Genomic DNA, 19,643 nt, shown 5'->3' with positions numbered 1-19,643 from the left:
AATGGGAGTCAAGTGAACTAAGGGTTACAGCATCCTCAGCGAAGGGGGACAAGCTATGATGGTCATCAGGTTTTTCAGAGAGTTTGCGCGTTAATGCACCCGATTCGCCTCACCTTATTTTTCATTGGCCTGAGTATTATTCTGGGGCTGATGTTGTGGTTGGTGAATTCCCTCTATCGTCTCTATCTCCAGGTGTCCTTTACGGCGCCATTTCTGGCAAATCTGCTGATTTTGGTGCTTATTGCTTTAATTGGCTTAATTCTCTGGACGTTTTGGCGCTATTTCAACCTCTTTGGTCGCAAACGAAAACCGCGATCGCCCCGAAAAGTTGTCAATTATCAGCCCCAACTGCCCACGGAAAAAACAGAGGTGGCGGCGGCAAATCTACGCACCATTCAACAGCAAGTCAACCAAATCCAAGATAAAGTTGCCCAGAAAGTCCTCCTGAACCGTTCCCAAGAAATTCAGGCGAATTTTGAGCGACAAGAGCTCCAGGTGGCTGTTTTTGGTACGGGATCGGCGGGCAAAACATCTTTGGTGAATGCGCTAATTGGGCAAATGGTGGGTAACGTCGAAGCGACCATGGGCACTACCCAGACGGGCCAGACCTATCGCCTAAAATTAAAAGGGGTGAATCGGCAAATTTTAATCACGGATACGCCGGGGATTTTAGAAGCGGGGGAAGCGGGTATTCAACGCGATCGCCTGGCGCGGGAGTTGGCAACCAATGCGGATCTGCTGATTTTCGTGGTGGATAACGATCTGCGGCAATCGGAATATGATCCCCTCTGTGAGCTGGCTGAAATTGGCAAGCGATCGCTGTTGGTGTTTAACAAAATCGATGTTTACGCAGATGCTGATCAACAATTGATTGGCGATCGCCTCAAGGAAAAAGTACAACACCTGATCACTCCCCAGGACGTGGTTTTAGTCTGTGCCAATCCCCAACCCGTAGAACTAGAGGATGGCGAAATTTTTACCCCAGAGCCGGACGTGATGCCCTTAGTGAAACGTTTAGCGGTGGTGCTGCGGGCCGAAGGGGATGATTTGTTAGCAGATAATCTCCTCCTACAATCCCAACGCCTGGGGGAAGAAGCCCGCAAAATCATTGAACACCAACGGAAAAAACAGGCCGAACAGGTGATTGAACGCTACCAGTGGATTGGCGCTGGAGTAATTGCTGTGACGCCCTTACCTGTGGTGGATATGTTGGCAACGGCAGCGGTGAATGCCCAGATGGTGATGGAAATTGGTCGGGTGTATGGCTGCGAAATCGATGGCGATCGCGGTAAAGAATTAGCTGTTTCTCTCGGCAAAACCCTGGTCAGTTTAGGGGTCGTTAAAGGGGCGGTGGAAATCCTTGCGAAGATTCTCCAAACAAACATTGCTACATACCTCGTGGGCAAAGCAATCCAGGGGGTGACAGCTGCCTACCTCACGCGCATCGCGGGCAAAAGTTTCATTGAATATTTTCGCCATGACCAGGATTGGGGCGATGGCGGGATCACGGAAGTGGTACAGGAGCAATTTAAGCTCAGTAAAAAAGATGAGTTTGTCAAAGATTTTGTCGGCGATGCAATTCTAAAAGTTGTCAATCCCTTTAAGGAAGTGTGGCAAATTGAACTGGAAGAAGATCCAGAGTTAGCGGAGTTGGAATGGACAGCACCCCAACGGCGACGGCGGGATGAATGGTAGATTTTGCACGGAAGCTTGAGGCATGGTTATGGCACCACAGCGACAGATTAACTGGCAGAAATTAGCGGAAATTTACGAACTCAAGGAATTTTTTGCGGCGGACTTTGCTGGTTTCCAAGCCGAAATTGAACAGCAATTGCAAGATCTGGATCGCTTCCCGACGGAAACCCTGGAGAAATTGGCAAAACTGCGCGCCCTAGAAGTGACCAACGGCATTACCCAATGGGCCTATCGGTGCGGCGCGGCCCAAGCGCTCCCCATCGAGCAGACCCGGCAATGTATGAACATGGTGATGGGCTTTATGAAAAATGTGGAATTGTCGTTTCCCAGCATCGGCACCGTTGAATTTAGCGATTGGGAAACCGACTATGTGCGGCGGGTGCGGGGACTCTACATTGATGCGTTTAAAAATAATGTGCCTGGGGCAGAGTCGCAGTTCCATGCCATTTCTACGGCGCAGTTTATCGCCTGTGGTCATCACCGTTTAAATGAGGCGATCGCCCTCGTAGAAGCAGACTATGGGGAACTGTTTTCGGCCTATTTCATCGAACGAATGAAAAAATATATCGGCGCTTATCTGGATAGTTTTAGCGAAAGCCCCTAAGATCCAAGACTGCGCATCCGTGGCATCGGCATTGGGGAGAATCGAGCAGCAATGAAAATTCAGGCAGTAGACTACACAACCTTGGTGGCCCTGGTCACGGAATTACAGCGGGACTGGGTGCCAGCGCGCCTCGAACAGGTTTATCAATACGACAAACAAACCCTCTGTTTAGCCCTGCGCACCCTCGAAAAACGGGAATGGCTCTGGTTATCTTGGCACCCCCAGGCCGCCAGAATGCATTTAGGCGATCGCCCCCCCAGGGATCCCGATACCTTTACCTTTAGCGACCAACTGCGCCACCTTATCAAAGGTTCGGCCTTGCTGGGAATTGAATTGATCCAACCCTGGGAACGGGTTGTGGATTTTCAGTTTGGCCGCCGCCCTGGAGAAGCCCCCCAATGGCATTTGTACGTCGAAATTATGGGGAAACATAGCAACGTGATCCTCGCCAATGCCGATCAGCAAATTGTCACTACGACCCAACAAATTAGTGGCGATCGCTCCACCGTCCGCCCCGTCCAAACCGGCCAACCCTACGAATTTCCACCGGCCCTGACGAAAACAGCGCCCAGCCCTACAGAATCCTTTGAACGCTGGCAAGAAAGAATCGCCCTATTACCCAAATCCCTGAAAAAACAAATCCTCGAAAATTACCGGGGCGTGAGTCCTATTCTTCTAGAAGGGATGATTGGCGCGGCCCAGTTAACCCCTGAACAAACGACGGACAGCCTCACCGCTAACGATTGGGAAAGTCTTTTTCAGCAATGGCAACGGTGGCTTGCTTGCCTAGAACAGCGACAGTTTTGCCTGACGCTCCAGGACAACCAATATCAAATGGTAACCTGGCAGCCGGATGAATCTTGTTTGCCCCTACAGCCAACTCTCAATCACTATTATCAAAGCCGCCTTAATCAACAACAATTCCAACAACTGCACCATCAACTCAACCAGAAAGTTAGTCTCCTGTTGGCAAAATTGCAGCAAAAGGCCCAACTTTTCCGAACGCGCCTCACAGAATCCACCGAAGCGGATCAATACCGTCAATACGGCGATTTACTCATGGCCTATTTGCATGAGTGGCAACCGGGTTTAACCGAAATTGCCCTAACGGATTTTGCCTCAGGCGATCGCCTTAAAATTCCCCTCCAACCGGATAAAAATGCTGTCCAAAATGCCCAGGCTTTTTATAAACAACACCAAAAACTAAAGCGGGCAAATCACATTGTGCAACCACTTTTAAAGGAAGTAGAAACAGAAATTCATTACCTCGAACACATTGAAGCCAGTTTGGGACAAATTGCGAGTTACGAAAATGCCACTGACTTAGAAGCTTTACAGGAAATTCAGGCAGAATTGATCCACGGGAGTTACCTCAAAACTAACCGAGAACCCACTGCTAAACAAGCGGTTTCTAAACCCCACATTTACAGCACCCCAGGAGGATCAGAACTCTGGATCGGGCGCAATAACCAACAAAATGATCATCTAACGTTTCGGGTGGCTAATGATTATGATCTTTGGTTCCATAGCCAAGAAATCCCCGGTAGCCATGTTTTACTACGACTAGAACCCGGTGCAGTTCCCGATGAGGCGGAATTGCAGTGGGCGGCGGATTTTGCGGCCTATTACAGTCGCGCCAGCCAAAGCGATCAGGTGCCCATTGTTTATACAAAACCCAAGCACGTTTATAAACCCAAGGGGGCCAAACCAGGAATGTGCATCTATAAACAGGAAACGATTCTCTGGGGTCAACCCCAACGGGCAAAACAGGCGATCGCCAAATTAACCCAATCCACAGATCAGTCCGAGAAAAAGTAGGGGGTAGGGTTTCGGTTCATTGGGGGGAAAGGTATGAGATCCCTCACTTGATTTTTTAAAGAAAATATGTAGCCACAAAAGACAAATTGCTTGAAAAGCCTTTTTTAAAAGCTTTTGGCCTGTTTGCATCGCCGAAACCAGAAAACATTAGCAGTCGCTCCCTAGGAGTGCTAAATTTGCTAGTGACGTAAAACTATATAACGCAAACTCCTATGGCTAAGATTGTCTCTTTCAAGGATGACTCTAGACGCTCCCTCGAAGCAGGGATTAATGCCCTTGCCGATGCGGTAAAAATCACCCTCGGCCCCAAGGGTCGGAATGTACTCCTCGAAAAGCAGTATGGTGCGCCCCAAATTGTCAACGATGGGATCACCGTTGCGAAGGATATTGAACTCAGTGATCCGCTCCAAAATACGGGGGCGCGGTTAATCCGGGAAGTGGCAGCGAAAACCAATGACAGTGCTGGGGATGGCACGACCACTGCCACCGTTATGGCCCAAGCGTTGATCCGCGAAGGTTTGAAAAATGTGACGGCTGGGGCAAATCCTGTGGCCCTGCGCCGGGGTATCGATGCGGCAGTGAAGTTCCTCGTGAAGGAAGTTGCCGCGATCGCCAAGCCCGTTGAAGGAGAGGCGATCGCCCAGGTTGCCGCTGTGTCTGCTGGCAATGACGAAGAAGTAGGCCGGATGATCTCCGAAGCCATGGCCAAAGTCACCAAAGATGGCGTGATCACCGTTGAAGAGTCCAAGTCCCTCGCCACCGAACTGGATGTGGTTGAAGGAATGCAACTGGATCGCGGTTACATCTCCCCCTATTTCGTCACCGATCAGGAACGGCAAATCGTTGAATTTGAAAATCCCTACATCCTGATCACCGACAAGAAAATTTCGGCGATCGCCGACCTCGTGCCCGCCCTCGAACAGGTAGCCCGTTCCGGTCGTCCTTTGTTGATTGTTGCCGAAGACATTGAAGGGGAAGCCCTGGCGACCCTCGTTGTGAACAAAGCCCGTGGTGTCCTCAATGCCGCTGCAATCAAGGCTCCCAGCTTTGGCGATCGCCGTAAGCAAATGCTCCAGGACATCGCTGTCCTCACCGGCGGTCGGGTCATTTCCGAAGAAGTGGGCCTCAGCCTCGAAGCCATTGACCTTGATATGCTCGGTAACGCCGAAAAGATCACCATCAGCAAGGAAGAAACCACCATCGTTTCCGGTGGCGGCAGCAAAGCTGACATTGACGCCCGCGTTAGCCAAATCCGTAAGCAACTGGCTGAAACCGACTCCGAATATGACATGGAGAAACTCCAAGAGCGAATCGCCAAGCTTGCTGGTGGTGTCGCTGTGATCAAAGTTGGTGCAGCCACCGAAACTGAACTCAAAGACCGCAAACTCCGCATCGAAGATGCCCTCAATGCCACCAAAGCCGCTGTCGATGAAGGCATTGTTCCTGGTGGTGGCACGACCCTAATTCACCTCGCTGAAAAGGTCGCTGAAGTAAAGGCAAGCCTCAGTAGCGACGAAGAGAAACTCGGTGTCGATATCGTTTCCCGCGCCCTAGAAGCGCCCCTCCGCCAATTGGCTGATAACGCAGGTGCCGAAGGTTCTGTGGTTGTGGAACGGGTTCGTACCAGTGACTTCAACGTTGGCTACAACGCGGCCACTGGCGAATATGTCGATATGATTGCCGCTGGCATCATTGACCCGGCGAAGGTTGTCCGTTCTGTTCTGCAAAATGCAGCCTCCATCGCTGGAATGGTGATCACAACCGAAGCCCTCGTCGTTGAGAAGCCCGAACCCGAAGCACCCGCCCCTGACATGGGTGGTGGTATGCCCGGTATGGGTGGCATGGGCGGCATGGGAATGCCTGGCATGGGAATGATGTAATTTTTCCTGAACCCTTTTAAAGATTCATTATCTGCATTGGGCACCCTCCGGGGTGCTTTTTTTGTTTTCTGGGCAAAAAATCTTCGGTCAAGTTAGCCCGTCGGAGACTGTTCCTGTAACCAGTGATTGAGGGTTTCCCGGAGGGTTTGGGGATTGAGGGGTTTACTGAGGTAGTCGTTCATGCCTGCTGCTAAATACTGCTCTTGGTTGGCTTCTCCTAGGGTGGTGGTGAGTGCAATGATCGGTATCTGCCGGTGGCGATCGCCGCCACCACCCCGGCGAATATGTTGGCTCGTTTGAAAGCCATTCATCTTGGGCATGAGGCAATCCATCAAAATTAAACGATAGGGTTGATTTTCAGGGGTTGCTTGGAGCAGCCGTAGGGCTTCTGTGCCCCCTGGGGCGACATCGACGGAAAAACCAAACTGTTGGCAGAGGCTCCGAATAATAATTTGATTGACGGGGTTATCTTCCACGAGGAGGAGGCGGGCCGAGATTTTTTGGCCCTGTTTGCTTGCGCTAGGTTGGGAACCAGAATCTGAGGTTCTAGCGTTTGGCTGGGCGAAATTTTCACAGAAACGCCGACAGGCCTGCCACAGAGGACGGGATAAAATCGGCTTGACGAGGTGGTGGGTTGCCGTGAGTTGGGGGAAGCTTTGGGGATCGGTGGGGCTGTAGGGAAACGTGGTGAGCAGCAGTAACTGGCAGGTTTTTTGGAGGTAAAGCTGTTGGAGATTTTGGGCGAGGGTCAGGGCATCGATCTCCCTCAGGGAATGATCCAAGATCAGGAGGGGCGTTGCGGTGGTGGGGGGCTGGGTTTGCCAAAGGGCGATCGCCTCTTGGCCATTGGCTGCGGCTCGGACAGCGGCGCCCCAGGCTTGGAGCTCATCGCGCAAAATTTCCCGTTGGGTTTGTTGCTCTTCGACGATGAGGATCTCTAGCCCCTGCAAGCTATCGGCGGTCATCCGCGACAGTTGAGAACGCCCCGCCCCATACCCTAGGGTAAAGGTAAAACAGCTCCCTTCCCCTGGGGTACTAATCACTTCAATGGTGCCCCCCATCACTTGACAAAGACGCTGGGTAATCGCCAAACCGAGACCCGTGCCACCATAACGCCGGGTGGTTCCCGCTTCTAACTGGGTAAAAGGCTCGAAAAGATCGTTCAATTTCTCAGCGGCGATGCCAATGCCAGTATCCGTCACTGAGCAGGTAAAATCGAGGCGATCGCCAACCCGCTCCGTTTGACAGCGAATCATCACCTCCCCTTGGTTGGTAAATTTAATGGCATTGCTTACCAAATTCGTCAGGATTTGTCGTAAACGCCCAGGATCCCCTTGGATAGAACCGTGCCGCAAACCCCGTAAATCAAAAATGAGATTAAGACCTTTCTCTTGGGCCGCAAACGCCATCAACTTGGCAAAATTTTCAAAAAATTGATGGAGATCAAAATCCACCGTTTCTAGTTGCAGCTTACCGGCTTCCATCTTCGAGAAGTCCAAAATATCGTTCAGCAAGATCAGTAAAGATTCGGCGCTAGAAAGGGCGATGCGAGCGTGTTCTTGCTGTTCTGTGGTGAGCTCTTCGCTGTAGAGCAGTAAATTGAGCATCCCGATAATGCCATTCATGGGCGTCCGAATTTCGTGGCTCATGGTGGCTAAAAACATACTTTTGGCATGGGCGGCCGCTTCTGCTGCTTCTTTGGCATCAATCAACGCCTGCTCCGCCTGTTTGCGATCGCCAATGTCACTATGGGTACCAATAATCCGCAGGGGTTCCCCTGACGGCGTCCATTCGATCACCTTGCCCCGGTCTAAAATCCACTTGTAGGAACCATCTTTGCACCGCACCCGATGTTCACTGCGATAGGTTTCTGTCTGGCCATCAAGGTGAGCCTGGATGGCTTGATAAGTCATTGCCAAATCGTCTGGGTGGACACGACTTTCCCATTCCATCAGGGTGTCACCAATTTCCGCCTCGCCGTAGCCCAACATCGCTTTCCACTGCCGCGAGAAAAAGACATGATTTGTTTGGGCATTCCAATCCCAGACCCCATCCCCAGAACCCTCTAGGGCAAATTGCCAACGGAGTTCACTTTCCCGGAGAGCCTGTTCTGCCAAGACCCGCTCTGTGATATCGAGGGCAGTCCCAAAAAAACGGATGGTTTTGCCAGAGGCATCTTTTTGACTACTCCCCCTCGCCTCATGGTAGAAAATTTGGCCATTGGTCAGTTGGGCACGGTATTGCACCACATAGCTTTCGCCCGTGCGCATCGCTGTTTCAACGCAGCTTTTGAGGCGTTCCTGGTCATCGGGGTGAATTAAAGCCCAATGTTCATCGTAGGTGGGCGGCCCCTGGGCCATATTTAAGCCAAACATTCGCAACAGTTCCGGCGACCAGGAGAGATGACCAGTGGCTAGATCGACTTCCCAGCTACCGATATGGGCGAGGCGTTGGGCTTCCTGGAGGGAGGCTTCACTGCGTTTGAGGCGTTCTTCAAAGCGTTTGTAGGGGGTCAAATCAATGTGGGAGCCAATGATACACAGCGGCTGACCTTGTGCATCCCATTCGATGACCTTACCAGAACAAAGCACCCAGACAGTGGAGCCATCTTGGTGACGATAACGGACTTCGTTGCAGAAGGGAATTTCGCCGTGGCTAGCAATGTGCTGTTGTAGGTTGTGGTTAACTTTCTGGAGATCTTCGGGAAAAATCAGTTTTTGCCAGGATTCTGGGCGGTTAGGCAGTTCGTGATCTGCATAGCCAAACATCCGCTTAAAACTGGGGCTGAGATACTCGATATTGTTGATACAATCCCAGTCCCAATAGCCAGCAAAGGCATTTTCAAGAATTTCTTCAAAAAATTTCAGTTCATGGTGACTGTATTCCGGTGCTGTAGCTGGTTCTGGGTCGAGGTGTTGGCGTAATTCGGTGAGGCGATCGCCAGGCAAGATTCCCACTGGTTTCCCTTGCTCATCAACAAGGGTCAGCCAAGCAAGCTGCTGCTCGGCGAAGTATTGACATAATGATTCAATTTGGTCGAGGGCAGCCACGGGATAGGTCGGGGCGGGCCGTTGCATAATCTCTGCGGCGGTGGCCGTTTGGGGATTTTCCCCCTGGGCGATCGCCCGTAAAATGTCCCCAGGAGAAACGGTGCCAAGGAGCTGTTCGTCGGCCATAACCAGCACACCAACAAGCTGAGGATCGGCACAAAGGCGATCGCTCAATGTAATGAGAGATAGATCAGGCGAAACAATAACCGGTTGATGCAGCAAACTGGCGATAATTTCAGGTGTTGAAAACCGAAGCGGACGTGCTGCTGACATGGCACACAGGCGAAACAATAGCGGCGATGGTGAGCCACAAAAACAAACTTTTGTATGTTAATTCTTTGGGGGCTACCTTTTATAATATCAAGCGATGTTTCTTATGGCTTCGTTTATGAAGGGAAAAGAAACAAATATTTTTTGATTTGAAATTCAAAAAAAAACAACTTCACAATGTAAAAAAGACGCCTCCAGTTTCTGTGGCAATTGATAGTAACTCTCAACTCAGTTACAGTCTAAAAATGTCAACAAGCAGATCCAGCTGATATTAAATTGCTATGAAATTTTTCCATCTTGAAATGCATTAATTATTTTTTGAATTTCAGTTAGATTATCAGTGCTGAGATTGCGGACTATTGAACAATCAGATAACCATCACGATACCAAGTTTCAAGCTGTGCGGGGGGAATGCCGCTGGCGATCGCCTCTTTTTGGGTAAACCCTTCAGGATATTCACTGAGCAAAGTTTGCAGTGCAGGAATGGTTTGGTGTTTGGCGAGAAAATCGTGGTAAATGCCCCCTTTCCAGAGGTAACACCACGATGGCAAACGGTAATTGGTTTCCTCCGTGATGGGCGTATAACGATAGGTGAGGGGTTCACGACATTGCGCGTTTAAAATCGCTTGGGCATAGCCTTCGAGTTGGCTTTGCACACCGTAATTTGCATGGAGATAGGCGAGGGTTTCGGGGGAAGTTTTGCGTTTTTTTGTAATAATTTGCGCGGCGATCGCCGCCGCTGTTTTCGCGTCCCCAAAATGAACTTTGTCAATTAAATAATCAGGCAACAATTCCCGATGGGTCGAGACACGGGACACAATCGCTGGGGTGCCACAACCCAAGGATTCATAGGGGGAATTCCCAAAGGATTCAACAAAATTACCCAAGCCCAAGGTGACAGCACCCAAACTGTAATATTGGGGCATTAACGACTGGGGAATCCATTCATGAAAAATGAAATTTTGCGTTAAATTGCGGGTTTTAATTTCCGTTTCCATCTCCCGATAAAAGGCTGCCACCTCCGGCGAAATGCCCACCTCTAACCAGCGGGGAACCAACACTTTTAAATTTTTAATGCCGTATTTGTGGACGAGTAAATCAGCGACGGCGATCGTTTGAGGTAAACCCTTGCTGGGTTCAGGGCGGTGGGGATGAATCACAATCGCATCTTTTTCCGGGTCAACAGGCACAATCGCCAAAATTTCTTGCGGTGGAGTCGGTTTAAAAATATCCCAATCAATGCCCGTTGAAACGACTAATAGCCGCTCATTTAATTCCGGCAAAAATCGTCCCATCGTCTCCGCATAAAAACGCCGCGAATATTCCGACACCGCAATCAGGCGATCGCCCTGAAACAAAAATCCCCCAAGGATCGTTTCCGGATAGACGTTATCCCGCAGTGCCACCACCGTCGGAATGTGCTGGTAAGCATAGGGAAAGAGAAATTCCCCGTCGTGCATATAAAAGCGATCTGCGCCGTCGAGGTGGGCTGCCACATCCTGCATCATGTTCGCAATGTCGTAGGCGGGGATGGCGTAGGGCTGCGGAAACGGTTGATGGAACCGCAAAATCGGTTTAACCAGCACATTGTCATGCCAGCGAAATTCAACGCAACTATCGGTGCAACGGGTCGAAAGAATCACCACCTCATGCCCCATTTCCCCCAGATACACCGAAATATTTTTAATCTGTTTCGGTGCGCCCCCGGTCACATGGTCATGGAACAGGGGATTAATCGAGAACATGACAATTTTCATCGGCGGCAAGGGGCAATAAACAGCAAAAAAACATCACCTATTTAACGGGAACCAGGTGAAGTTTAGTTTAAGGTTTCACTAGGAAATAGCTTCACTGCATTGCTGAGCTCTGTATCTTGATCCTCACGTGACCTAAAAGATACAAGCCCATACTAAGTAAATCCGTTTGGTGCCGATTTAGCAGCGTTAAAATTATCTAGGGTATGCTCGTTCTCCGATTGGGAGATCATCGCTTCATGGAACCTTATGTACGGAAAACTCGAACCAGTCGCGGCTGCCAAGTACCACAGATATATTTCGTGCTGCTGCTATGTAGTAAAGATCTCCATCAATGACTTGTAGGCTACAGCCGAATCGACAACTTGGTCGCATTAAAAAAGATTCAAATTGGGTTCGTCCTAGATTTATGCCTGCTCTCGCATCCCTCGGAAAAACATCTGAAGCTCTAAAATCAAAGATGTCCACTTCCACAATTTCAGGGCGTTGATAAGTGCTTCTACTAATTACGCCTGGTCGGCCTCGCGGATCCCTATTTCTGTTTCTCGGATCGCTTATAGTTACAGTGTCAGTGACCAGGCGGACGGTTGGGACACTTCTAACGTCATTATCTAAAAGAATTTCATGCAGAACAATATGATCGATTTCTCCTTGGTTAAACATACTCGCTAAAACCAATCGATCAGTTTGCTGGATCAGACTCATACCAGACGACGATGACCAAACATTATCAAAAGTCTTAATTAGTCGCCATTTACAACCTGACTGATCTAAATCATCGCACTTCACCGATTTGAAAGACCGTGGCACCCAAGGATCAAGATTCTCTTGACCAGGAGATGAATATATTTCACGTTCAGCGCGGTAAATTTCCAATTGTGAAGGTGCATATTCAGCGACATCTGACCGAACGAGAAAAATACCATGATCACCAAACTCCGTAATCCCTACCGAATTAGTTTTCTTTTCGATGCGGAGATCTGGTAATTCTTGTAATTGATTATTGGCTAAATTGTATATGCGAATATTGCCTATCCCTCTTTTATCGTCGTTATCTGTAGCAACGATATAATTCTCATGGGCTTGCAAAATACTGGGGTGGTAATAATCAAAAATACATTCGGTCTTCCAGGTAAGATTTTTGGCATCCATGCCTTCCGACCAGGGCGTCGAATAGGAGATTGTGCCGCAGGTTTGACTATTTTCACCTCTATTCTCTAGTGAATGGCTGATCACAATCCGGCGATCGCCGGTCATCGTGATGCCTTGAACATGATCACTCCATCCTCGCTGATCGTTAAACCGGTCGTAAAAGCCCTGAATTTCCGTAGTATAAGTTGTAGAACGATCTGACCACCTCCTATTAGGGCCTGAATTCGACAAGAGGTCGAGCACACTTCTGTTAAGGGTTGAGTCCTCAGCATGTGCTACACTCTGCAGAAATGTTCCGAAAACAATGATTTGACAAGCAAACAATAGCAACTTCAGGGTGCGCATTTTCTCGACCTAACTATGTTCTTTTATCATGTTATCTGTGATTTTAGAGCGGGTTATAAGGGTTTATAAAAAGAGACAAGGAAAAGGAAAGTATTGCCTGTTATTGAGTAGATCTTGATGTATGCCAAGAATTATTAAATATCATCAATCCGTAAGCGTCCATCCCGAACAACCCCGCCCGCTTTCGTCACGCCGCCATAGGTTTTAATGTGGGTGATCAAAGCTTCCCGCAGCAGCAATTCCGTATCTTTGCTGGGCAAGACATCAAGATTAAACAGGGCAATATCCAGATGCTTTTGGCTAAATTTAGCTTCCCAGTGGCAGGCAGGTTGCCGGATAAAACTATGGGTCACAAAGGTAAAAGTTTGCGCCAGTTGCTCTTTTAACGGGATACCCCGCACCACAATATCCGTTGCCTGGGCCACGACGCGATTTTCACCAAGCTGAATTTTGTAGCGAATTTGCCCGCTAAATTGCACAAAACCCCGTTTTAGGTGGGGTTCCCCTAACCGATTTGCCCGCCGTGCATTGTCCTGCAACAGATCCCAAAGTTGTGCCCCTGTGATTTGAAACAAACGCAACGTATCAGCGTGGGGCATCACCGCAAACCAATCGCCATAGACCAACGTTGCTGGGGGTAAACCTGCGCATAACACCGCCGCATCGGTCAGGGCAAAATCTACTTCATAACCGTTTTTCTGTGCCTGTGCCACCATGCCCGCTGTGATGAAATTGGCAAAGGCGGATTCATGGCTGGCAAAATCATTTAAAACGACATCGGTTTCTAAATCGGGATGATCAGCGACCATGCCCAAGGGGTGATTCAGTTTTTGGTGTAGGGAGGTAATGATCGGGGCAATCTGGGTTTGCTCAAAGGTTCGCTCGACGGGCAGATCGGCAGTCACAGACAGTTTGGCATTGGTCACGGTGGCGGGCTGCTGCTCATCTCTCAGGGTAATGGTCACTTCCCCTAAAAACCGCCCTAAAGTTCCCGCCTGCACAATAGGAATACCGTTGACGATGTTTTCTTGATTGAGGCAGGTTTCATTCAAAATATGGTGGGTGTGTCCGCCGATAATCAAATCCACTGCGCCAGAGGGTAAATGTTCCGCCAGTTGGCGATCGCCGTAACCCTCTACCGTGGCACTGGTCGAATGGAGGTCATAGCCCAAATGACTGAGGATAATCAGCACGTGGCAATAGGGACGCAACACAGGTAAAAGATTTTTGACAACTTGCACCGGATCGACAAAGGTTAAATGGCGCGCATCGGAACCCTTCATTTGCGCCGAGGTGGTTAAGCCGATAATGCCGACCCGTACCCCCTTCACATCCAGTAATGCCGCCGGATAAACGACCTTTTTTAGCTGGGCTGGCGGTAACAGATTCGCCGACAACACCGGAAAATCCCCCGACCGTTGAATCATTTTGGCGAGGGCATGGGTGCCTAAATCGAGATCGTGATTCCCCAAAGCGGCGGCATCGACCCCCAAGGTTTGATATAGATCGTAGGCATGGTTGCATTCAGAAACCAGCGCATCAAAGTGGGTTCCCACCATGTCATCCCCCGCCGAAAGGAGTAACACCCCAGCTTGGGGATTGTTGGCATACTTGCGTTGTTGCTGGTGGTAACGGGAGACAAGCCGCGAAAAAACAGGGATATTTCCCTCTGGGGCAAGGTGGGCGATTCGTCCATGTAGATCATTAAAATGCAAAATTTTTAACCGAAAGGGGGTCACAATCGGCAGGTCAGCGGCGCGGGGGATTTGGTAGCGACTGGAAATATTCGGGTCAACGTCAATCGCGGTAATGGGCTGGGTGGCATCGCCAATAAACAAAAACCGCGATCGCCCCTGATTTTTCGCCAGATAGGGAGCGGCGACCAAACGTAGCGGATTGGGGACAAATGCAGATTCTGATCGGGCAGAAGGCTTTGGGACTGGAAGATTTGGCTGGCTGTTCACAGGACTTCCCAAAAGGATGACGGCACAGGGAGAGGCGATCGCCACAATGACGAAACGTAGTTTCTATGGGAAGCGTGGCACAGTTGTTTAATCGGCGCGTTAAGGTTCCGTTAGTGGGCTGTAAAGTTCTGCCAAAGTGACCGAAAAAAAAGACATGGCCGCAACCATGTCCAGATTAATTACGTTTTTAAGGGCATTTAGTCGTTTTTCATCGAATCAAGCCAATTTCTCACCTGTTCTGCGGCGATATCTTTACCACCCAGACCAAAAGCAATGGCGATCGCCACAGCAATCCCACCGACCAGCAGTCCAAAGGCCAAATTCACGATATTTGTCGCAATGCCCATTTGTTCCAGCGCCATCGCGCCCACGAGGACGAGAATGATAATCCGCGCCGCTTGACCGAGGATCTTCGACTGCCTAGAGCCAGAGGCAGCCAGGGCTTTGTAGGAAATGTTGGAGAAATACAAACCCAACGCAAAGATCAAAAGGGCGACTAACACCTGTCCGGCGATCGCCAAAATGACCCCCACAACGCTGGTGAGAGCTTCAATTTGCAGCACATCAACGGCAGTCAGCGCCGCCACCAACATAATGACCACCAGGGAAATCGTCCCCATCACCTGGGAAGGGGTTTTACCCGGTTTCGCGGTTTCGCCCTCGCCTTCCCTCGGAGCAGCACTAACCATCCCGTCTAGGCCGAGCCAAGTTAAGACATTATCAAAGCCAAAACCCGTCAGCACATTGCTCACAAACTCAGACACATATTCACCCACCACATAGGCAAAGGTGAGAATGATCGCAGCGGCGAGAATCTTGGGCAAGAGCATCAACACTTGATCCAACATGGCGATCGCCGGGAGCGAAATCGCCTCAATCTGGGCCACCTCTAGGGCAGAAATCGCCACAGGGATCAAGATCAAAATATAGGCAATGGTACCGAGCACCCAAGACAGAGACTGTCGCCCAGCACTACTAGACAGACCAAATTTTTCACCAATTTGATCTACGCCCGTTGCCTTCAGGAGGTTGGTCACCAAACGGCGCACCACCTGGGCAATGAACCAACCCACAACCCCAATCAGGGCCGCCGCAAAGAGATCCGGCAGGATTAGCAATACTTCATCCACGACATCCCGTAGGGGCGCGAGGGTGTTTTCTAGGCCCAGGGTTTCGAGGATCGGCGTAAGGAAAAAGAAGAAAATAAACCAATACAGCGCATTGCCGATGGTTTCACTAATATTCGTGGTCTGGGATTGCGGTGCCGTTTCTGCTTCTGTCGCCTCGGTCTCAGCGTCGGTGTCCGCCGGATTAAGGCGCTCATCTAGGCGAAAGGTATTTAGGCCTTTGACCACAATTAATTTGGCAATGCTAGCCACCAACCAAGCAACCCCTAACCACAAACCCGCTGCAAACAGTTGGGGCAAGAAGTTTGTGACTTGACTAAGCAGTTCATTTAGTGGTGTGTAAACCCCGTCAAGCTGGAGGGTTTCTAAAACAGCCACCACCGTAAAGAGAATGACGAACCAGTAGACGATATTCGCCGCCCAAATTTCAATGGGCAGATCACTTTTGCCGTCGTGACCGGTGATCCAAGCGGCAATTTTATTATCGACATCGGTTTTATTCAGCAACCCTTTGACGATGGCTTTCACCACCAGGGCAACGATCCAACCGATGATTAAGATGGCGATCGCCTTAATGATATTGGCGACATCTTCCCCGACGAGGGTTTGTAGAGACTCCGGTAATTGGAGTGCTAAAACAGCATAGGGGTCACCCACAGGAGGCCCCAAGGTATTGATTAAAGGTGACATTGTTTCAGAATTAAAATCAAATAACTACATCGCTAATCACGGCCATAATGGGCGTTTTTGCGCTAATTTACGGCAAGACGTTGCCTCTTCCACCCTACAAAGATCCTCCGGATTTTTCACCCGCAAAAAGGATAAATTCGCTATATTTCTTTTCATAACTTTGGGAAAATCCACCTTTAGATAGAATTTTGATGGAAATTTTTGAGCAATCAATTCAAGTGCGGGCCAGTGCCACCTGTGTTGAGCAGTGTTTTACGGATCTAGAAACCATGCACCGCTGGTTAAATCCCCTGCTGCGGTGTGAACCCCTCGGCGATCGCTGGAGCACAGCCCTCGAAAGTCAAAGTCGCTTTTGGTTAAAAATTCCCTTGGTTAACCTGGTATTGAATAATCGCGTCGTAGAACGGGAGCCGGGTTTAATTGTTTGGCAATTCACGGGCTTTTTCCGGGGGCGAGACCGTTGGGAATGCATCCCCAATGCCACAGGAACCCAGTTGGTAAACCGCTTTCAGTTTGAAATTCCCAATCCTTTGGTGCGTTGGGGCTTTAAAACCTTTGCCGCTCGCTGGACAAAGAAAGATATGCAGGCCCAACTGCGACGGATCAAGGCGATCGCCGAAGCATCCCAACCGTGACCCCCCAAACCGTTTAAGATAAATAACTAGGAAAAATAACCCGTAAACCTGCATGTATAGTTTGGATTTGACCCTCAAATATAGCCCGATCCCCGTTTCTGTCCAACGCAAAGAAGCTGATGCTGCCCAAGCACTCTATCAATCTGTCCTTGAGGCGATGAAAGGCGACCACGCCACCCTCCTCGAACTCACCTGCGAAAAGGATGAGGATAAAAAAATCGCCCTCCTCAGTGATCAAATTAGTGCCGTTGTCCTCAACAAGAAAAGTGGTGCAGCTGCTGGCGGACGGGTACCAGGCTTTTTTGCGACCCAAGCGGCAGAATAACAAAGGTCTCTGGCCCTCAACCCACGGGGGGCGATCGCTGCCCTCTTTTTTGTTACGTTTACTGTGTCGTTGTGATTATGGCCCCCAGTGACCACTCCCAAAGCCATGTCTAGTTCTGCCATTGCCGTCGAAAACCTAAATTTCAGTTGGCAACCGGACAAAAAAATCCTCAGTCACTGCAATTTAGCCGTCCCCCAGGGAGAATTTTGGATGCTCTTGGGCACCAATGGCAGTGGCAAATCGACTCTGTTACGGATTCTGGCGGGACTCCTAACGGCCGATTCGGGTACCGTTGAATTGATCCAACCCGTTGGCTTTGTCTTTCAAAACCCAGATCATCAGTTGGTCATGCCTACCGTGGGCGCAGATGTCGCCTTTGGCCTGGTTTCTGAACGCTTACCAACCCCCACCATCCAACAGCGGGTGGCCGAAGCCTTGGGAGCAGTGGGTTTAGGTAATTTGGCTCGTCGGCCGATCTATGCCCTCAGTGGTGGCCAAAAACAACGGGTCGCCATTGCCGGGGCGATCGCCAGACATTGTGAAGTGCTGCTCCTCGATGAACCCACGGCCCTCTTGGATGGTGATACCCAACTCGATCTCGTCAAACAAGTGCAACATCTGGTTAAAAGTCGGGGGATGACGGCCCTCTGGGTGACCCATCGCCTCGATGAATTAGACTTTTGTGATGGGGCCTTCCTCTTGGAAAATGGCCGAGTCGTTGACCAAGGCGATCCCCAAACCCTCAAACATCGTTTACAAACCACCACTGTCTAGCTTTCTATGCACCTCCGCCTCCTCAAGCTCCACCCCAACGCGATTATTCCTAAATATCAACATGATGGGGATTCTGGCGTTGATCTCCATGCCATTGAACCCGTGGCGATCGCCCCCCACAAAACAGCCTTAATCAAAACAGGTCTCGCGGCGGAGATTCCCATTGGCACCGAACTTCAAATTCGTCCCCGCAGTGGTTTAGCCCTCAAACAAAGCGTCACCGTTCTCAACAGTCCTGGCACCATCGACGCCAATTATCGCGGTGAAATCGGCGTGATCTTAATCAACCATAGCGATACAGTCTTTGAAGTCAAAGCCGGGATGCGCATTGCCCAAATGGTGATGGTTCCTGTGATGCATTTAGATATTACGGTGGTTGACAAAGTCAGCGACACAAGCCGAGGTACGGGCGGGTTCGGCTCTACGGGCACTTAAATCCAAAGTGCCTTACGCTAAATTGGAAGAAAGGTAACTACGGTAGGCAACATTTGCGGCTATGGACTTTTCTTTTTTTTGGGGCTTAGGGTTAGGGGGAATTGGCCTGTTTTTTACGATGCGCACCGTCCAAAAGCAGGAAATTTTAAAGCTCAAAAAAAACTTTGCCACCCAACAGGAAGCCTACGAATCCCAGCTCCAGCTCCAGGCGGAAAACTACAGTTTAGAAATGGCGAATCAGGCCCAGGATTTTCAACAGGCGATCGCCGATCTTGAACAACGCATTGCCAACCAAACCCAAATTAAAGAACGCCTTGAACAAAAACTCCAGCGGGAAAAAGAATTAAGCCTTGCCAGTCAAAAAAAACTCCGCGAAAACAACCGCGACATTGACGAAATTCTCGAATCTTTAGAACAATCCCAACAGGATGTCCTGCACCACAAAGAAGCAGAAATCAGCCAACTAAAAGCCCAATTACAAGAATATGCAGTTAACTTAGAACAGCAAAGAGTTGATTTATTTAATCTCCAACAGCAGTCAGCTTCCCAGCAAAAGACCCAAGGCGATCGCCTCAATGCAGAACAAATACAAACCCTTGTGGGTACTCTACTACCAGAAATCACCCTTCTGCGGGACTCCCTGAATGTATTAGTAGACCAGCCCGACAACCTCGCCGCCCTCATCAAAGCCCTGAAAGACATTCTCGAAGGCCAAGCCTACGCCGCCAAAAAAGTCCGCGCCACCGATAACAAATGGACAGAATGCCGAGTACCCCATATCAACTTGATGCGCCTTTATTATCAAAAATGTAAAAAAACATCAGGCTATCAAGTATTAATTTCACCCAAGAAAAATCAAAAAAGCCAAGATCAAGATTACGAATGGCTAAAAAATCAAAGTAGTTGTTAATGATTGACCAAGAATATATTTTTTCAACTGCGATTGCGATACCAACAATCCGAAATTTTCCCAAAAAAATCAAGCAAGCAAAAACCCCCACCATCTCTGGTAGGGGCCTTCGCCAATCATTACTTATTCAGTTTTACTGTCAAAGCAATCATTTTTTTTTCAACTAAGCCCGAAGACTCAAACAGTTATTAACCGTTGATTGCAGGTGCTTGCAG

14 protein-coding genes are annotated in these 19,643 nt (G+C 49.5%); 9 read left to right on the top strand and 5 right to left on the bottom strand.

Features of this window, described 5'->3' with window-relative positions; translation table 11 throughout:
* Nucleotides 1-93: 93 nt before the first annotated feature.
* The 4 genes from AACT35_RS10125 (at nucleotide 94) to groL (ending at nucleotide 5,997) form a co-directional block, all read left to right on the top strand.
* Complete coding sequence (locus AACT35_RS10125; protein WP_030006721.1) at nucleotides 94-1,695, top strand: YcjF family protein; 1,602 nt, start codon at nucleotides 94-96, stop codon at nucleotides 1,693-1,695.
* A 22-nt stretch (nucleotides 1,696-1,717) separates the two neighbouring features.
* Entirely contained in the window at nucleotides 1,718-2,299 is a 582-nt protein-coding gene (locus AACT35_RS10120) for a hypothetical protein (RefSeq protein WP_099239830.1), read from the top strand.
* 51 nt (nucleotides 2,300-2,350) lie between these two features.
* The gene (locus AACT35_RS10115) at nucleotides 2,351-4,117 is read left to right on the top strand and encodes an Rqc2 family fibronectin-binding protein (RefSeq protein ID WP_173867247.1); all 1,767 of its coding nucleotides are present in this window, start codon (nucleotides 2,351-2,353) and stop codon (nucleotides 4,115-4,117) included.
* Between the two features lie 212 nt (nucleotides 4,118-4,329).
* The gene (gene groL / locus AACT35_RS10110) at nucleotides 4,330-5,997 is read left to right on the top strand and encodes a chaperonin GroEL (RefSeq protein ID WP_012305785.1); all 1,668 of its coding nucleotides are present in this window, start codon (nucleotides 4,330-4,332) and stop codon (nucleotides 5,995-5,997) included.
* A 92-nt stretch (nucleotides 5,998-6,089) separates the two neighbouring features.
* Here the strand turns inward: groL and AACT35_RS10105 are convergent, their stop codons facing one another.
* The 5 genes from AACT35_RS10105 to AACT35_RS10085 all read right to left on the bottom strand — a co-directional run bounded on the left by AACT35_RS10105 (nucleotide 6,090) and on the right by AACT35_RS10085 (nucleotide 16,349).
* Entirely contained in the window at nucleotides 6,090-9,320 is a 3,231-nt protein-coding gene (locus tag AACT35_RS10105) for a PAS domain-containing protein (RefSeq protein ID WP_143596803.1), read from the bottom strand.
* A gap of 353 nt (nucleotides 9,321-9,673) precedes the next feature.
* On the bottom strand, nucleotides 9,674-11,074 hold the full coding sequence (locus tag AACT35_RS10100; protein ID WP_099239826.1) for a glycosyltransferase family 4 protein: 1,401 nt from the start codon (nucleotides 11,072-11,074) through the stop codon (nucleotides 9,674-9,676).
* Nucleotides 11,075-11,308: 234 nt separating this feature from the next.
* Nucleotides 11,309-12,568, bottom strand: coding sequence for a hypothetical protein (locus AACT35_RS10095; RefSeq protein ID WP_099239824.1), 1,260 nt, complete (start codon nucleotides 12,566-12,568; stop codon nucleotides 11,309-11,311).
* A 134-nt stretch (nucleotides 12,569-12,702) separates the two neighbouring features.
* The gene (locus AACT35_RS10090; RefSeq protein ID WP_254048035.1) at nucleotides 12,703-14,454 is read right to left on the bottom strand and encodes a bifunctional metallophosphatase/5'-nucleotidase; all 1,752 of its coding nucleotides are present in this window, start codon (nucleotides 14,452-14,454) and stop codon (nucleotides 12,703-12,705) included.
* Nucleotides 14,455-14,729: 275 nt separating this feature from the next.
* Nucleotides 14,730-16,349: a mechanosensitive ion channel gene (locus AACT35_RS10085; protein ID WP_173867246.1), complete on the bottom strand. Its 1,620-nt coding sequence runs from the start codon at nucleotides 16,347-16,349 to the stop codon at nucleotides 14,730-14,732.
* Between the two features lie 191 nt (nucleotides 16,350-16,540).
* Here AACT35_RS10085 and AACT35_RS10080 point away from each other — a divergent pair, with 191 nt between their 5' ends.
* The 5 genes from AACT35_RS10080 to AACT35_RS10060 all read left to right on the top strand — a co-directional run bounded on the left by AACT35_RS10080 (nucleotide 16,541) and on the right by AACT35_RS10060 (nucleotide 19,428).
* On the top strand, nucleotides 16,541-16,984 hold the full coding sequence (locus tag AACT35_RS10080; protein ID WP_012305790.1) for an SRPBCC family protein: 444 nt from the start codon (nucleotides 16,541-16,543) through the stop codon (nucleotides 16,982-16,984).
* A gap of 52 nt (nucleotides 16,985-17,036) precedes the next feature.
* Nucleotides 17,037-17,309: a hypothetical protein gene (locus AACT35_RS10075; protein WP_099239822.1), complete on the top strand. Its 273-nt coding sequence runs from the start codon at nucleotides 17,037-17,039 to the stop codon at nucleotides 17,307-17,309.
* A 105-nt stretch (nucleotides 17,310-17,414) separates the two neighbouring features.
* Nucleotides 17,415-18,083, top strand: coding sequence for an energy-coupling factor ABC transporter ATP-binding protein (locus tag AACT35_RS10070; RefSeq protein WP_012305792.1), 669 nt, complete (start codon nucleotides 17,415-17,417; stop codon nucleotides 18,081-18,083).
* 6 nt (nucleotides 18,084-18,089) lie between these two features.
* Nucleotides 18,090-18,518: a dUTP diphosphatase gene (gene dut / locus AACT35_RS10065; protein ID WP_030006710.1), complete on the top strand. Its 429-nt coding sequence runs from the start codon at nucleotides 18,090-18,092 to the stop codon at nucleotides 18,516-18,518.
* 61 nt (nucleotides 18,519-18,579) lie between these two features.
* The gene (locus AACT35_RS10060) at nucleotides 18,580-19,428 is read left to right on the top strand and encodes a hypothetical protein (protein ID WP_099239820.1); all 849 of its coding nucleotides are present in this window, start codon (nucleotides 18,580-18,582) and stop codon (nucleotides 19,426-19,428) included.
* Nucleotides 19,429-19,643: the final 215 nt, after the last annotated feature.

Source organism: Synechococcus sp. BDU 130192 (assembly GCF_963876085.1).
Lineage (GTDB): Bacteria > Cyanobacteriota > Cyanobacteriia > Cyanobacteriales > MRBY01 > MRBY01.
This window is presented reverse-complemented; position numbering and strand designations above follow the sequence as displayed.

Excerpts from the sequence above, each read along its gene's own strand:
- AACT35_RS10125 (WP_030006721.1), top strand. The coding sequence starts at position 94 with ATGCACCCGATTCGCCTCACCTTATTTTTCATTGGCCTGAGTATTATT.
- AACT35_RS10120 (WP_099239830.1), top strand. The coding sequence starts at position 1,718 with ATGGTTATGGCACCACAGCGACAGATTAACTGGCAGAAATTAGCGGAA.
- AACT35_RS10115 (WP_173867247.1), top strand. The coding sequence starts at position 2,351 with ATGAAAATTCAGGCAGTAGACTACACAACCTTGGTGGCCCTGGTCACG.
- groL (WP_012305785.1), top strand. The coding sequence starts at position 4,330 with ATGGCTAAGATTGTCTCTTTCAAGGATGACTCTAGACGCTCCCTCGAA.
- AACT35_RS10105 (WP_143596803.1), bottom strand. The coding sequence starts at position 9,320 with ATGTCAGCAGCACGTCCGCTTCGGTTTTCAACACCTGAAATTATCGCC.
- AACT35_RS10100 (WP_099239826.1), bottom strand. The coding sequence starts at position 11,074 with ATGAAAATTGTCATGTTCTCGATTAATCCCCTGTTCCATGACCATGTG.
- AACT35_RS10095 (WP_099239824.1), bottom strand. The coding sequence starts at position 12,568 with ATGCGCACCCTGAAGTTGCTATTGTTTGCTTGTCAAATCATTGTTTTC.
- AACT35_RS10085 (WP_173867246.1), bottom strand. The coding sequence starts at position 16,349 with ATGTCACCTTTAATCAATACCTTGGGGCCTCCTGTGGGTGACCCCTAT.
- AACT35_RS10080 (WP_012305790.1), top strand. The coding sequence starts at position 16,541 with ATGGAAATTTTTGAGCAATCAATTCAAGTGCGGGCCAGTGCCACCTGT.
- AACT35_RS10075 (WP_099239822.1), top strand. The coding sequence starts at position 17,037 with ATGTATAGTTTGGATTTGACCCTCAAATATAGCCCGATCCCCGTTTCT.
- AACT35_RS10070 (WP_012305792.1), top strand. The coding sequence starts at position 17,415 with ATGTCTAGTTCTGCCATTGCCGTCGAAAACCTAAATTTCAGTTGGCAA.
- dut (WP_030006710.1), top strand. The coding sequence starts at position 18,090 with ATGCACCTCCGCCTCCTCAAGCTCCACCCCAACGCGATTATTCCTAAA.
- AACT35_RS10060 (WP_099239820.1), top strand. The coding sequence starts at position 18,580 with ATGGACTTTTCTTTTTTTTGGGGCTTAGGGTTAGGGGGAATTGGCCTG.